Here is a 15,393-nt window from a genome sequence, read left to right on the forward strand (position 1 = left end):
CTGTTGTTTCTTTAAATAGTTAATTTATAATTGATTGTTGATGTGTACGCCACGTGAGGGACATTAGTGTAGAGCCTATAGCGTAGCGAGGACTGATATTGGATAGCCAGTCCGGAATGGGCATACCAAAGACATCATATATCAATATTTTTTTCATACGCTTGTTAGTTCCACCTTACTCTTCCCACTTTGCTGCTTGCTCACCATAATCTGTACTGGAATTCTTTCCGTCATTTCCTGCACATGGGAGATGACACCCACTTTGCGGCCCTGATTGTGCAATCTTTCCAAAGCATCCATAGCAATATTGAGTGTCGTAGGATCTAACGAACCGAAACCTTCGTCAATGAATAAGGATTCTACTTTCATGCGACTGGATGAAAGCGACGCGAGCCCTAAAGCTAAAGCCAGCGATACCAAAAATGATTCACCACCCGATAGCGAATAGACGGTACGTACTTCATCACCCATATCCTGATCGACCACTTGTAGGCCAAGTGTTGTCGGTATACGCTCTATCTTGTATCGATTGGTCAGTACTTGGAGGTGTATATTAGCATAGCCAAGCAAGACATCAAGCGTATATTCCTGCGCAATTTGCCGAAATTTCTTACCATCGGCGGAACCTATAATTTCATTAAGCTTGCCCCAACGTTCTGATATGTTTGTCTGCACAGCTATGCTTTTTAATAATTCGCCAATGCGTTCTTTATTGGACTTATCTTGCTGTAGTTTAAACGCAATTTCGCCCCTAGTCTGTTTGTTTTGCTCTGCATCTGTTCTTGTGGCTACGATCAATGCATTGAGTTCATCCAACGGTCGTTCGGATAAACTTTTTTGTTTATGCGTTTCCAGTTGATGCGTTCGTTCGTTGAAGATGGATCTACCCTTCATTACCTCCTCTTCTATTATCTGTAACGCAGCGCGCTCCCTGTCGATCCAGTCGCTCGGTAATGAAAGTAATTCATGGAGCATATCCATAGTTAATGTTAAGCTATGCTGTAGGTTATAACTGTCAAGCCAGTTTTGCATTTTTTTAATCGCAGCCGTGGTATCTGTTTCCAATACTTCTATTGTAGCAATTAATTCTTCCTGCTGCGTAATGGCTCTAGTAATATCTATGCTTAATTGTTGTCGTACTTTTTTCAAGTCCTCGAGCTGCTGCTGAGCCTCTGTTAGGGCCTGCTTTAATTGTACCTCAATATCCTCTGCGCTTTGGCCACGGAAAATAGCCTGCCGCTGGATTTCTAACTCCTTATAGTTTTTATACTGTAGGGTGTGCACCGCCCGTTTGTCGGAACTGTCGCTTATCAGCTTTTTGGCCTGACTTTCCAGTTCCTGGAGCGTTGCCACCAGAATTGCATGTTGGCGGTTGTTTTCTTCCAGTTTATCGGTACTATCTTTCCATCTGGTCGCGAATGTATTGATACGATCTAAGAACGGTGCTGGTGCCTTTTTCCAATTCTCCATCCAGTCAGGAAAATTGAAATGAGGACTAAGCAATTCTTCTACGTCGCAGATGGCGAGGCGAGCGGTTTCCCTTTTTATAGTTTGATTCTGTCGCTGTTCCTGATAAAGGGCCAATGCAGACACCTTGTCTTTTAGTTGTCCGTTGCAGCCATCGATAGATTCCTTTAATTGGTCGAGTTTGGCTTTAACAAACTCTAATTCTCCTTTTTGAGCGTGGTAAGCTTGAGCCTGCGCGTGCAAATTGCTTTGAGTTGTTCTAAGCGATTCGATTTTTTCATCGATCCATTGTGCTTTGGTAGCATCGCTGATCCCCAAACTTTCTTTTCCGACAGTGCTGCTTTCCCATTGGTGAATAAGACCGTCTAGTGCGGATTTTTTCGTAGTAATTTCTTCACTTTGCCCCTGCATGGTGAGCTGTAAGCTTTGACATTCCTGCTCCAATGCATTATGTCGACGATAAGTATGGAGATATGTTTGTTCATTTTCTAGATGAGTAGCTTCAAGCGTCGCTAATACATTATCCAACTGCGGATTGTGCAGCGCGTAAGGATGATCCTCACTACCGCATACTGGACAGGGTTCATGATCAACAAGTGTAGCTCTTAATGCTTCTACATTTTCAGAAGCTGCCAAACGGGCTTTCTGTAAAAGTTGGGCGGATATTTCTTTCTGTACATTTTCACTGGCGAGCTGTTGGCTAAGCGCTTGCAATCGCTCTTTCTTAGCCTCATAATCCGCCTGGTCTTTTAACTGTTTCCTTGTCAATCGCTCATAGTCCTCCATCTCTTTATAAAGCAATTGCCAACTAGCTTGAGCTTGTATGATATCTTCAACAGCACGATCAGTTTCTTCCTTTTCTTTACTGAGGGATTCGATAGCGACAAGGGATAATGCACTGGATTGCGCATCGTATTGCTTTTTGAGATCGTCCCATCCTTGCCTGTGCTTGCGGAGTAAAGTTTCGAGCTCACCCTTTTCCGTCTCTCCTTTAGTAATTTTTTGCTGTAATCCTGCAAGTTCGTCGACGGCTGACTGCAGTGCTTCCAAAAGCTTATGGGCATCCTGTAACTTTGATAGAATGATCTCTCTATTTTCAGCGATGGGTCTGCGATCTATATTTTCTACCTTCCATGCTTCAAGCTTCTCTATCTCAAGCAAAAGTTTGGTAAGGGCTGCTTGTTTATCCTCGACCGCTTTCTCTTGTTCGCTGCTTTTCAAGGAAGCTACATCTGCATCTTCTTTGGCTTTCACCAATTGATCTCTTTTTTCTAAAAGGAGGGTATCAAGTCTTCTAGCTTCGGCCAATAACGGAGCTGCATCATTAAACGCATTATTTTTTGCTTTTAGATCTGTTTCCAACGTTGCTAGTTGTGCGTCTAGTGTTAACTTTTGACTATCCAGCTGCGCTATGGATTCTTTTAATGTCGTGAGAGTGGCTTTCTTATCTCCCTTCTGTTGCTGTGCATGTTTCAGAGTGTCTGACCAGCTTCTTGTTTTTTGGGCTTGTTCAGTATGAAATAGCTTTTGTTTCCGGTCTCTAGAATTCTCTTTTGCGTCTACAGCTTGTTGTAAAAGAATATGGGCGCTATGCTGTGCTGTGCCCAACTTCGCAAGCTCCTCATGCCAGTTAATTTCTGTTGTGAGGTATTCTATTTCTTTTTCCTTTATCTTGATATCTGCCTCTAGCTGTAATCGTTCCTCATGCAAAGATTGTGTTTCTTCTTCGGTAAGAATTTCGATGCCTTCTTTTCGGAAATTAAGGTCACGAAGCTGCTGTTCTTCCAGTTTATAATTATCGTATATCCTTTTCGATATTTCGGAATAGATGTGTGTACCGGTAAGTTTCTCTAGGAGGGACGATTTTTCATCCTTGCTGGCTCTCATGAAGGCTGTAAAATCGCCTTGAGCCAGTAATACAGAACGCGTAAACTGCTCAAAGTTTAACCCTACCAACCGCTCTATTTCTTTATAGGTTTCTACTTTCTTACCCGGTATATCGATATGTGATGTGATGTTTTTTAATACGATCGAGTCGGCCTGAATGCTCCCGTCGGCTTTATTTCTCGCTCGACGTACACTCCACGTGCTACGGTATTGTTGCCCGTCGATGCCTACAAAATCCACCTCTGCAAATCCTTCGGCAGTGCCATCCCGCAAGATACCTCGCACATCGCCTTGGCTGATCTTGTTACCCTGAACGTCGTGAATTTCTATACCTACCTCTTTTGCTTGAAGATATCGAGGTGTTTTGCCATATAGGGCAAGACATAGTGCATCAAGGATGGTGGACTTGCCCGCACCTGTTGATCCAGTGATAGCGAAAATCCCAGCAGAGCACAGTGGCTCGGAGGTGAAATCTATCTCAGTCTGTCCTTCTAACGAGGCTAAGTTTTTAATTCGAATAGCTAATATCTTCATCTTATTCTCCGGCTTGATTTACTTCTTGGGCTACTTGCTGAAACAATTGCATGATATCGGTTGGCACCTCAGTGCTGTATCGGGACTGATAGACTTTAGCAAACACATCTATAGGTTGTAGTTCCTGGAGCATTTCTTGAGTAACGAATTCAGCTCCTTCACTAGTGGAGGTAGGGTATTTTACATCAATCTTGGCGAGTCTTACATTCTTGCCTATTAAGGCTGTTTCTATTTTGTGTCGTAAAGCTGGTTCGGGGCCATCGAGTAGTATACGCACTTCTAAATAAGGTGTTTTTTCTACCATACCACCCTTTGCAGGCAATTGTTCTAACAGCATAAGGACTTCCGGCAATGGTTGGGCATTAAACGGAACTCTTTGAAGTGGAACAAATAATGGGACTTCAATCGACCTCAGGTTATGGATCTCCGAATCCAAGTCAAAGATGATAACTTGGTGTTTATAGTTTAGCTCAGAAAAAGACATCGGAAGCGGACTTCCGGAATAGCGGATATGATCCTTCCCTCCTATGCGTTGCGCCTTGTGGATATGACCTAAGGCAACGTATTTAATTTCAGGATTAAATGCATTTGCGGAAATACTCTCTACTCCTCCCATGATAAGGCGCTCCGCTTTATCGAGATCGGTCACTTCGGCCTGCTGCGCATGCAAATGCCCCATAGCGATGATAGATTGCTTATTTTCTTTGTTCTGCTGAATATAATCGAAGGCTTCGCTATATAATGCGCTTACTCCTTCTGTATATGGATTTGTACAATCTGGAATTGATGGATAGTCGCCCATGCGTAGAAACGGAACCGCAAGACACCATGCACAGGTTGTTCCCGATGCATCGTGCAACGGTACGGCCATCTTTTTATAATCTATTTCTCCGTCCTCATCTCTTTCGACCACACCTATAATATGCACATTAGAGGATTCTAGAAGTGGTTTAGGTGCTTCTAAACGGGAAGCTGAGTCATGATTCCCTGCGGTAATAATAATCTGCAAATCTGGGTTCGCTCTTGTAGCTTGGTTCAAAAATGTGTAGAACATTTTTATTGATGCCGCTGCTGGGTTCGAAATATCAAAAACATCTCCACTAACCAGCAATACATCAATTTGTTCTGTTTCGAGAATATGCACCAACCAGTCTAAGAATCGTTGATGTTCGTAGGTTCGGTCGTATTCGTGAAACAATTGACCTATGTGCCAGTCTGCTGTATGAAGGATCTTAATTGCCATTTAATTAGATTTATACTTTGTTAACCATAATAATTTGATCTGGCATGAATTTTTCAAATTCGTGTGAATGTATTATATCTAAGATATAGATCTGGTTCGTTTGTTTGATCAGATAAGCACCAGCAAGCTGATGATCGGTTATCGTTTTATCTTCCACGCCTTAGTATTTGGTTTAATATTTTAGATGGATTAAATTGAATTACGGTTAATAATCTGTCTCTAAAATAATTAAAGTATTTGAGATTTCAAAGAGCCGTGAAGACTTATCTCCATATTTGTATAGCTGACAAAGTGCTACTAAACGTGTCGGATTGGAAGCCTCTTTTGTTTCATAAGTGATTTTCATTTTCATAAAGTGTACGGTATTGTGTCTGCTAACAAAGGTACCGCGGTACGAGATACGAGCAATACGGAAAACCGTAAAATGGATAGTATAGGTATATCGGGGAATGTAGAAAAAAAAGGCGGAAACTGCGTGTGAGGTAACGCGCCGACAACTACGCTAAGTGATGTAAAAACAAATTGGGCGGCTATCGCGTATAATATATGGCGGTGAACACTGTTGCCAGCCTTAGCAGAAAATTTAGTCTAAAAAACTTGATGCTAACAAATAATATGTGTCATTTGTAAAATGAGTTTATCGGCACACATACGGAATATAATCAAACAGTTACCAGACAGGAAAGCTAAATAAAATCAAACATTCCAAGCCTTGAGGCGTTTGCTAATCTCGTTCATGAGCCGTTTATTATTTTGATAAATGAAGTTTGTAGCAACAAGCTGTTTCAATTTAGAGGCTGCTTGTTTTCGGGATAATAACTTCAACTCTACCAAGCGATCAAATATCCAGAGCATACCATGATAATCAATATCCTTATTCTTAGCACAGTTACGCACCGCCTTATCACTGCTCAAAACACAAGCATTAATCTTTGCCGCGATATGTAAAACTGATTTGTCGGCTTCGGACAATGCCCTGGAATAAGAAGCTGCATAGATTTCGTCAAAATCAGACTCCACGAGATTATGCACGGTCAATCGACCGACAGATTGATAGGCCTTCAACACCTGACTCTGATCATGATACAGCTCAAACATAACGGCAGAAGTGGTGTGTACCTCTATGTCTAAATCGAAAAAAACTCCGACCAAATCCAGATCATAAAGGTCTATAAAAATACAGGCATCAGTGACAACTAACTTCAACTTGACCATACCAAAACTTAGAATCTAGAAAATCAGTTGTTGCTTTTTAAACTCTGCCAATGGTTGATTATTTAAGACAGCCGCTTTGGACATCGAAATCTGTTCTTCTGCCAACGCTCTAAACAGGAGTTGTTCAAAACGATTGGATTGTTCTACTCCTTCATAGTCCACAGGTTCGTCTATACGCCAATCCATTTGCTTAAAGAAGAAAAACAATTGCTTGGTATAATGCTCATTGATAATCCTGCAATCTTTTGCACGCATAATAATAGCCTGCATCGAAATCCCATACTGCTTCTTAATATTGCCAAGTTCTTGAGGCGACAGCTTAGTACGATGCTGACCTAATTCTTCTCTAATAGTTTCTTCTGGAAGTAACATAGCACCTGCAAACTGATGGCATAGATTTTCTTTTTGCTTTTCGGTCACTTTGCCAAAGTGCAGTAATAAATGAGCCACTTCGTGAAGTAAAGTGAATCGGATACGATCCGGTTTATTGGTCTTTTTAGTATTATAAGCTACCACCGGAATAGTCTGATTGACATAAGTCTGTAATCCATCAAAATCATCATCCACTTTGAGCTTGACAACCTTGATATGCTTATCCTCTAAAAGCTCAACGATATTAAATATCGGTCCTAAACCTAAATCCCACGCCTCACGTAATGCTTTTGCTGCTTGATTAACCTGCTCATAAGAAGTAACATTGTGGAAATCTGTCAAAGGGTTGACAAATTCAGTGGGTAGACCCAAGATCTCTTCTAACTCCAAATACCTAGAAAGGTATTCCTTAGTCTTTTCTTTAATGGCAACCGCCTCTTTTGAAGACATCTTGTCGAGTTTTCTATACTCGACGTCGCCCAGTTCTACTTTAGTAGACCGAAAAAAATAGTCTGGAGTTACACCCATGACCTTACTCAACCAGCCAATTTTTTCACTATCAGGAACGACCTCTCCTTTTTCGTATCGGTGCAGTGCCTGACGGGTGACTTTATTTTCCAACGCATCTGCCAATTCCTGTAATGAAAATCCATTCATTAAACGGGCAGACTTAAAACGTTCTGCAAATACCGCTTTCATCTTTTATCCTTTTTCTTGGTATAGACCAAAAATACATCAAATGGTTTACATATCATCATAAAAAATGTTAAATGTAACAAAATAATGTAACATTGTCATGACAGAATATCATACTCAAAATATACATGACAATATTTCAGAGTACAATATAAATCAATCACCTAAAAACACTATATAGTTTACAAAATTAACAAATGGAATACATTTTGTAAACCAGAAATAAATAATTAAATATGACTAACGACGAAAGAGAAAAAACCGAAAGAGATCGATTGGAGTTTTGCATCCACAGGTATGACCATTACTTTGATAGCCTAAATAGCAAAAGTACAGTTTATCTTACACTCACCACGTTTTTAGTAGGAGGCCTTCTTGCCGGTTATACGCAACTCGACCCCTTACTTGACTACACTATAATATTCAAATTCATGTATATCTTGCCTATCCTATTAGGGTTGATTACAATGACCTTAATAATCTACTCATCCGTACCCTACTTGAGTAAAAACTCAAAATCAATTTATTATTTCGGGGGTGTAGCTGCAAGACTAGATGAAGATTTTTGCAAAAAATCTCAGACCATCAGTTACGAAGACGAGTTGGATGATCTTCGAAACCAAACACACATTTTATCCTGTGGTTTAGTAAAAAAATATGATAAACTAAAATATGCAGGATACTTGATTCTCACACAGTTCGCGACTGTCTTCGCCCTATTCATTTATATAATCATTAATCTAAAATAATTTTAATATGAATATTTATAACGACTATTTAAACACAATTAAACAGGCGATACAGACAGATAGGCTATATGAGAACTACTCAAAAAAAGAGAGAAAAAGCCTAGTAAAAAACAGTATGAGTTATCAAACATTCTCGGCTTCAGAAAACGGAATACTGCCAAGTCTTCAGGACCTTATGATTCAAGTTCCGGAGAGAAAACTCAATCAACGTTTAGGGCTTCACCCGGATTTTGCACATCTAAAAGGAACTGAAAATATAGAGGATTCAGCTATTGTATCTATGTTTATCGACATAAAAGGGTCTACCAATCTTTTCAAAAAATACTCAAACCCTACAATAGTTATCATCCAGAACACAATACAAAGAGCTGCCATACATACATGTTTAATTTTTGGTGGATACGTACATCGGTTACAAGGCGACGGTGCATTTGTTTATTTCGGCGGCAAAGAAATCAATCTAGAAACCGCATCAAAGAATGCACTCAAAGCTGCAACCATATTTACCTACTTCGTGAAAAATGACCTAAAAGAGCTGTTTTTGGAACAAGGAATTGAAAAAATATTTACCAGAATCGGCATTGATCTAGGATATGATGAAGACGTAACTTGGGCGATGGCAGGTACTGGCGAAATCAGCGAAGTGACGACTTTCAGCCTACACACCAGCCTTGCTAGTAAAATGCAAAGTTACGCAGAAAGTAATGGTATTGTGATCGGAGAAAATATGGTGACCGAATCCAAAATATCTGACGATTTTTATAGCACCGTTGCCAGCCGAACAATGAACAATGCCGATCGATACATATTCCAAATACCCGAAGAATCTTTTAGATATACCCAATATGATTTTCGTTGGGATAAATATCTAAAAACACTCGATTTCGTAGTAACGGATCCCTATACAGGACGCATCAGCATTAAATCTAAAACTTTAAACAACCCGACATATCTAAAACCAATTGCGGAAACAAATAAACCATACTTGAACAAATAGAAATGGCTTCTTTTGAAAAGGACTTTAAATCTGTAGTAAGATATTTTCCCAAATTAAGTTTTCGAACATCAAAGAGCTGTCCATTTTGGCAAATCGAGGGAAAAATTGATATACAAGATACAGCAAATGCATATTGGGAGACTTTTGATATTATTATCAAAGTCCCCAAAAGCTACCCCCATTGTATCCCTAAAGTTTTTGAAAAAAGCAACCATATTAAAAGGCATCCAGATTGGCATATAGACGACAAAGGTGAATGTTGTGTGGATATAAACAACCGTTTGAAGGTAGAAGCAAAAAGAGGAATAAACATACTTGAATTTGTCAGGAAAAAAGTATACAGTTATTTCGCCAATCAACTTTACAAAAAATATCACAAGGAATATGCAAATGGCGAATACAAACATTCGAATGAGGGTATTTTACAGTATTACATAGAAGATCTTGGATTTACCTCAATATATGAGGTACTGAAAGTACTACAACGACTAAGCCAAGATACGAAAATTGATAGAAACTCCATGTGTCCATGCGGATCAACAAAAAAGACAAAAAAATGCCATTTGAATCAGATCAATCTAATAATCAGCTCCGGCAAGAAAACAATTTTGACCGATAGAATTTCATTAGAGGAAGTCGAAAAAAAATAATATTACGTTGAAGAAAATATTTGACATAGAATCACATTTAGTTTTCAATCAATTGATGTCATCAATCAATAACCGTGAGCTCGCTTACATAACCTGGTTGTTGGTTGCCTTTTGCTTAGTGATGTTAAGCTCAAAACTAAGAAAGTCTGTCTGGAGTATCTTTAACTCTCTCTTTAACTGGAAGTTTAACATTGCATATATAGCTACAATAGGCTACATTATACTAATGATAAACATCCTTGAGAATTTCAATTTTTGGGACAACTCATTGATCAAGGACACTGTTTTTTGGTTGATCTTGACCGGTACATCACTAATGTTCCGAATCGCTACGAATAATGATCCATTAGTTTTTCTGAAAGACACTTTTAGAGATAGTATAAAGATAGCTGCGTTCTTATCGTTTATTTTAAATCTAACTGTATTCGCTTTTTGGCTTGAATTTATTGCAATTCCCATATTGTTTTTCTTGGGCGGAATGCATGCGGTTTCAAAGCATAAAAAAGAGCATGAAAAGATAGGAAAAGCACTGGAAGTGATGGGAAAAATTGCTAGTATCTTTTTATTGGGGTACGTACTACGAGATATATTCATAAACTATCAATCATACTTAACCTTACAGAAGGCAAAAGAATTCTTTCTTCCTATACTACTAACGTTACTATTTAGTCCCTTTTTAGCATTATTAAACCTAACTATACAATATGAAGAGATTGCAAATTCTTTGAAACGTGAATCTAAAAGCACTACGCACTACTACAAAATGCTTTTTGGAGCGCTACTATATTTTAACTTTAACATCAAAGGTGCTATTAGGTGGCGAAATAGCTTTGTATACATAAATCTGAAGGAGGAGCTATGGAGCTCTATGAGAAACATTCGATTATTACAGATCGAGGAAAATACGCCACCGCAGCATCCCGAACTAGAGGGCTGGACTCCAATTGATGCAAAACAATTTTTAACTAACAAAAAACTCCACATAAAAGACTATAACTCCAACCTCGGAGACATATGGGAAGGAAAGTCAAAAAATCTTAAATTGGATGATAGTTTTATGGCAGGCATATGTAGTTATTCGATAAAAGGGAATAAGCATGTTGTTCAACAACTCAAACTTCATCTTACCTGCTATGATTCGTCCAGAATCGAAGACCTTATGAGGTTCTTAGGCATTCTAAAAGATCTATACTTTGTAGCTATATACGAAGATATGCCTTATAAAATCAAAAACAGTATTCTAAACTACAAAAATTTGAATTACGAAAGTTCATACACGAACGTAATCATCTATTTTAATCACTGGAAAAACGAGAAGAAGGGGTATAATCTTTATACTACTATAACACATAAAAATCTAAATCAAATCGAAAAACAGTTGGGCATCGATAGTTAGATTGGGCGAAAACAAATGAAACGTCAAAAAGGGCAATGCATACGATGCGTCTATATGCGCTATCATTTGATGACTACTTCATTAATAAAATTGGTGTATACATCGCCAAACAGTCCTGTCAATTTGAATGCATCTTTGTAGGTCAATGCCCCGCTTTTAACAGCGCTATCGACATAACTGGCAAAAGTAGGACTTATCCTACGCTTGTTGGTACGATAGAAATCTCCACCACCCGCTTGCTGCTCTTTCTTGAGGCGAGCGGCTTCCATATACTGATTGTAGAAATTAAAAAATGCTGCCCTAACAAGCAATCCAAGATCCAACGCCCTACGTGCGATGACGATGGGACTCACCTTGAAACGGGTGGCCAGCATACGAATATCGGCGACGCCAGTCCAGACATCAGATAGTAGATGAGCAGGAACTAAAAATTCAGCAGCAACTTGGTCACATAACAATTCGGTAGGATCATCAGCTGGCAAGAGTTGATCTTGATTAAAACCCGCACTTTTACCCAACCACACGTGTACTAGCTCATGTACCAATGTAAATAGTTGTGCAGCTTTCGCATCCGCATTATTGACAAACAAAAAGGGCACATATTCATCGACCAATACAAAACCCCTGCACTCATCAACTGGTATAGACCGATGGGTATTGTTACCCACTACGCCATTCTGCACGACAATAATACCTATCCGCTCTATGGTATCAATAAGCTGTGTAAGTGTTTCCTCCCAAGTAGCAAAAGCAAGTGTCCATCCTGCTCGCAGATTTAGCTGGTTACGAAGATCTTGAACAATCTGCTCAACTGGTGTATTCTGATCGAACTTGCCTACATAATCCAAAGGCCTAACTTCTAGTTGGACAAGATATTCGCGCAGCCATTCCTGTCTACGGGTTAATTCCAGTATACTATCGTAAACATTCGGACTCACCTGATAGGTGGGATTGGGCTTTCCCGTACGGAAAAAAGGAAAGTCAATAGATTCATTGGGTGGTTCTTGCAGAAACATGTAACCGAAAGGCACATGGACTTTTTTGGAAAATGCTTCTAGCTGTTTAACCGTAGGCTGTTTATCTCCTTGCAACCACCTATCAACTTTCAGTGTCGGATATTTTAGAGAAAATCCAGTTATATCATATCCTGCACGGGATAATGCCCATGTAATGATATTTTCGTTGACTGGTACCGTTACTGCCATAATGCAAAGTTATTGATTCTTTCACAAAACTTGTTATGCGAGGCAAACAAGTGGATGAATACACATTATAAAAGGTTCTTACTTAAATTATTAACGATAGTAAGATACGACTTTTTATCGAATTTCTGCTGGTAGAACGAAAAATTTAAGTATGGGGGCACTGCGCCTTCGGACAGATATAGATTCGTTTGTGAATTAATCCTCCCCTTAAGAATATTGTGATAGGCAATTCTAACATCGTCAACGGGAAGTTCCTGTAAAACAGCTAAACATGACCGGTAGAAAAACGCCGGCGTGACGGAAGGCACGAAACCCACCAGCTGTTTCAGGAGTTTTGTGTATTCTGGTTTACGTAGGGAAGCCATCATAAAAGATGCATCCAGTTCTTCGCAATGGTTTTGGGAACTGCGATACTCGACAACTTCACCTTCTTCTGTATACACCAACACGCCAACATGCGATGGAAGGATACGAAGATATTTTTCTAACAGTGACACATGTGTAAACAGATAAACTTCCGTGAACGCTTTATAATAGTCAGCAAGTTGGTTATGCAGGCGTTCAGGTGTATCGAGCTCTGTCTTGATTTCAAACACCTTGTTCGTACCGTTGATTAAAACCGTATCAGCAATAGACTGCCCTATCCGGAATTCGTTCAGCAAGATAGTATCCTCCAGAGCATAGTATTTTAGCACGTAATCATTTAAAAGTTTGTTCTTATAAATATACTCGTGCCGATAATGTTGTTCCAGAAGATTATAGGAATAGGCTATCAAATCACCGAGCCGAGCGGGCTTGTCTTGCACAAGGCTTTCCCACCCTGCATATTTCTTCATCCTCCGGATATAGGAGGACTGATTACTACTGGTTGATAGCTTTTTAAATGCTGCATGCGACACCAACGAAGCCAATTCGCGCAACTGTGCTTTGTGGTATGTCGGGCAGGTGTGCATAAAGCAAAGTTAGTAATTTGGTTAGATTTATCAATCGTTGCAAAGTCTGAAATACGCATCCAGATATTTTATATTAATTATCGGTCTTCTAAGCCATCAATCAACGAACCATAAGATGTGATCTCATCATGAAATATGCTAGCAATGCATATATTTGAAATTATATCCAATCTTATGGACGAAAAACGAAACGATTTAATAATTGTGAAAGCAAAAGTCACGATGAAAACTGCAGAAGAAGGTGGAAGAAAATTCGGTTTCAAATCAGGTTATAGACCTAATCACGTATTTGAACTACCGGAGGATTTAAGAAACATTGAAACTTACATCGGTGACATACAGTTTGATGACCAGGAATTGATAGAACCTGGCGAAACTAAAATCGTGACAGTTAGATTTTTAAAAGTTCCTAAAATTGAAACGTTCATTAGGGTTGGTCAAAAATGGTTTATAAATGAGGCGGCAAGGACGTTAGGATTTGCGGAAATACTTGAAATAAAAAACCCAACGTAAATGCCATGTCGGCGTACGGAAAAATGTCGAATAGTTATTTTTCTTTACCAACATTTATGTTTTAGTTAAATAAAGAAGAATATGACTCCGATCTATGGTCGCAAAATGCGATACTCTCAGATATTAGCAATAAGGGTGCTGGAATCAATTGTTCTTAAAAAAATTATAATTATGAAAGATATTGCAATAAAACTTGCGTCCGCAAATGACGCTATTAAAATAGAACCTATTTTTTCGCTATATCGGGAATTCTACGGAATGGAAAAAGATATCCAAAGAACAATAGATTTCTTACGCGAAAGACTTGAAGGCAATGAGTCAATCTTACTCTATGCAGAAAGAAATGGAAATATTATCGGATTTACCCAGCTCTACCCTACTTTTTCATCCGCTTCGTTAAGAAAAGCATATGTATTAAATGATCTTTATGTTATAGAAACTGAAAGGAAACAAGGGATAGCCAAATTATTAATAAACGAGAGTATAGAAATTGCAGAAAGAGACGAGTGTGTTAGAATTTCTTTAAGTACCGCAAAAGATAATCCCGCTCAAACCCTCTATGAAAAAATGGGGTTCAAAGAAAGTTCATTTAAATTTTATAATTATAATATACGAGAATTGAATTAGGGTCGTAAAAACGCGACTTCAAAAACAGATGATTATATACCTTCAAAACAACTGCGCAGGAAATCGGAACAGATAAATGAATGTTGGTTTTGATTTAAAATATTTTATGATGCATCCAAAAACCATATTATTAATTTATTGTTTAGTGTCAGTTACATTTATAAATGTATCGATAGGGCAGAATATCTCAAGCAGACTAACTCTAAGCAAAGACTTACTGTTCAAAGCAGGTGGCATTATAGATAAAGTAGAGCTAAAAACTATTCTATATGGTAGTTCCGGTAGCACAGAGACAAGGCAAAGTGTTCACTATTTTAATAAGTATCAAAAGGCACTAAGAGGTCAAACCTATTATATCGAAGGGGACTTAAAAAGTAGCTATGAAAATGAATACAAAAATGACACATTATTAATCAGAAGGTCGATTATAAGTTCTGGGCGGTATGTTCGTCGTGATAAGTCTGTAATCGAATATCAGTATGATCAAAATAATCATCTAATCAGACAAGTTAAAACGGAAGGATCAACAACAGACATTTATCAAGAAATAGAATATGAGAATGATGAAAGAGGCAATCCAATTAAACTGGTGATCGATAAAGGAAAATATGGCCATGAAGTAGCTAAGTATGACTACCGTAACAATATTGTCTATAAATCCGTCATTAATAATGAAGACGATACGGTTAGCACTTCGAAATCCATAATTTATAACGCAGTTCAAAATCCACGTTACCAATATAATGAGTATGGAGAAGTTGTCGAAGATGACAGATATAAATTCCACTATAAGTACGACAAGAAAGGTAATTGGATTAAGCAAACAAGAAGAAGTAAAATGAAAAATATGACTGATGCTGTCATTACAAGGAAAATAACCTATCAATGA

General features: G+C 38.6%; 14 protein-coding genes. 7 read left to right on the forward strand and 7 right to left on the reverse strand.

Going from position 1 to position 15,393, the window contains the following annotated elements; genetic code table 11:
* Positions 1-19: 19 nt before the first annotated feature.
* From H8B21_RS10465 to H8B21_RS10485, 5 genes are all read right to left on the reverse strand, one after another.
* Complete coding sequence (locus tag H8B21_RS10465) at positions 20-157, reverse strand: hypothetical protein (RefSeq protein ID WP_190313693.1); 138 nt, start codon at positions 155-157, stop codon at positions 20-22.
* A complete protein-coding gene (locus H8B21_RS10470) occupies positions 154-3,888 on the reverse strand; it encodes an AAA family ATPase (RefSeq protein ID WP_190313694.1) in 3,735 nt (1,244 codons plus the stop codon). The genes H8B21_RS10465 and H8B21_RS10470 overlap by 4 nt, the downstream gene beginning before the upstream one ends.
* Position 3,889: 1 nt before the next feature.
* Entirely contained in the window at positions 3,890-5,131 is a 1,242-nt protein-coding gene (locus tag H8B21_RS10475; protein WP_223814960.1) for an exonuclease SbcCD subunit D, read from the reverse strand.
* 696 nt (positions 5,132-5,827) lie between these two features.
* Complete coding sequence (locus tag H8B21_RS10480) at positions 5,828-6,346, reverse strand: PIN domain-containing protein (RefSeq protein ID WP_190313695.1); 519 nt, start codon at positions 6,344-6,346, stop codon at positions 5,828-5,830.
* A gap of 15 nt (positions 6,347-6,361) precedes the next feature.
* Positions 6,362-7,417 (reverse strand): helix-turn-helix domain-containing protein, encoded by a 1,056-nt coding sequence (locus tag H8B21_RS10485; RefSeq protein WP_223814961.1) that lies wholly within the window; start codon positions 7,415-7,417, stop codon positions 6,362-6,364.
* Between the two features lie 233 nt (positions 7,418-7,650).
* On the opposite strand from H8B21_RS10485, the gene H8B21_RS10490 reads away from it, so the two are divergent.
* The 4 genes from H8B21_RS10490 (at position 7,651) to H8B21_RS10505 (ending at position 11,206) form a co-directional block, all read left to right on the forward strand.
* On the forward strand, positions 7,651-8,163 hold the full coding sequence (locus H8B21_RS10490; RefSeq protein ID WP_190313696.1) for a hypothetical protein: 513 nt from the start codon (positions 7,651-7,653) through the stop codon (positions 8,161-8,163).
* Positions 8,164-8,278: 115 nt separating this feature from the next.
* Positions 8,279-9,160 carry an adenylate/guanylate cyclase domain-containing protein gene (locus tag H8B21_RS10495; RefSeq protein ID WP_190313697.1) on the forward strand — a complete coding sequence of 294 codons (882 nt, stop codon included), beginning with the start codon at positions 8,279-8,281 and terminating at the stop codon, positions 9,158-9,160.
* A gap of 2 nt (positions 9,161-9,162) precedes the next feature.
* Complete coding sequence (locus H8B21_RS10500; RefSeq protein WP_190313698.1) at positions 9,163-9,810, forward strand: SEC-C domain-containing protein; 648 nt, start codon at positions 9,163-9,165, stop codon at positions 9,808-9,810.
* A gap of 226 nt (positions 9,811-10,036) precedes the next feature.
* Positions 10,037-11,206, forward strand: coding sequence for a hypothetical protein (locus H8B21_RS10505; protein WP_190313699.1), 1,170 nt, complete (start codon positions 10,037-10,039; stop codon positions 11,204-11,206).
* 62 nt (positions 11,207-11,268) lie between these two features.
* Here the strand turns inward: H8B21_RS10505 and H8B21_RS10510 are convergent, their stop codons facing one another.
* Both H8B21_RS10510 and H8B21_RS10515 read right to left on the reverse strand, forming a co-directional pair.
* A complete protein-coding gene (locus tag H8B21_RS10510; protein WP_190313700.1) occupies positions 11,269-12,411 on the reverse strand; it encodes an ImmA/IrrE family metallo-endopeptidase in 1,143 nt (380 codons plus the stop codon).
* Positions 12,412-12,476: 65 nt separating this feature from the next.
* Positions 12,477-13,364: a sce7726 family protein gene (locus H8B21_RS10515; RefSeq protein ID WP_190313701.1), complete on the reverse strand. Its 888-nt coding sequence runs from the start codon at positions 13,362-13,364 to the stop codon at positions 12,477-12,479.
* Between the two features lie 174 nt (positions 13,365-13,538).
* Here H8B21_RS10515 and H8B21_RS10520 point away from each other — a divergent pair, with 174 nt between their 5' ends.
* From H8B21_RS10520 to H8B21_RS10530, 3 genes are all read left to right on the forward strand, one after another.
* Positions 13,539-13,877 carry an EF-Tu C-terminal domain-related protein gene (locus H8B21_RS10520; RefSeq protein WP_190313702.1) on the forward strand — a complete coding sequence of 113 codons (339 nt, stop codon included), beginning with the start codon at positions 13,539-13,541 and terminating at the stop codon, positions 13,875-13,877.
* A gap of 171 nt (positions 13,878-14,048) precedes the next feature.
* Positions 14,049-14,504 carry a GNAT family N-acetyltransferase gene (locus tag H8B21_RS10525; protein WP_190313703.1) on the forward strand — a complete coding sequence of 152 codons (456 nt, stop codon included), beginning with the start codon at positions 14,049-14,051 and terminating at the stop codon, positions 14,502-14,504.
* Between the two features lie 76 nt (positions 14,505-14,580).
* Positions 14,581-15,393, forward strand: coding sequence for a hypothetical protein (locus H8B21_RS10530; RefSeq protein WP_190313704.1), 813 nt, complete (start codon positions 14,581-14,583; stop codon positions 15,391-15,393).

The sequence above is a fragment of the Sphingobacterium chuzhouense genome (assembly GCF_014692525.1).
Lineage (GTDB): Bacteria > Bacteroidota > Bacteroidia > Sphingobacteriales > Sphingobacteriaceae > Sphingobacterium > Sphingobacterium chuzhouense.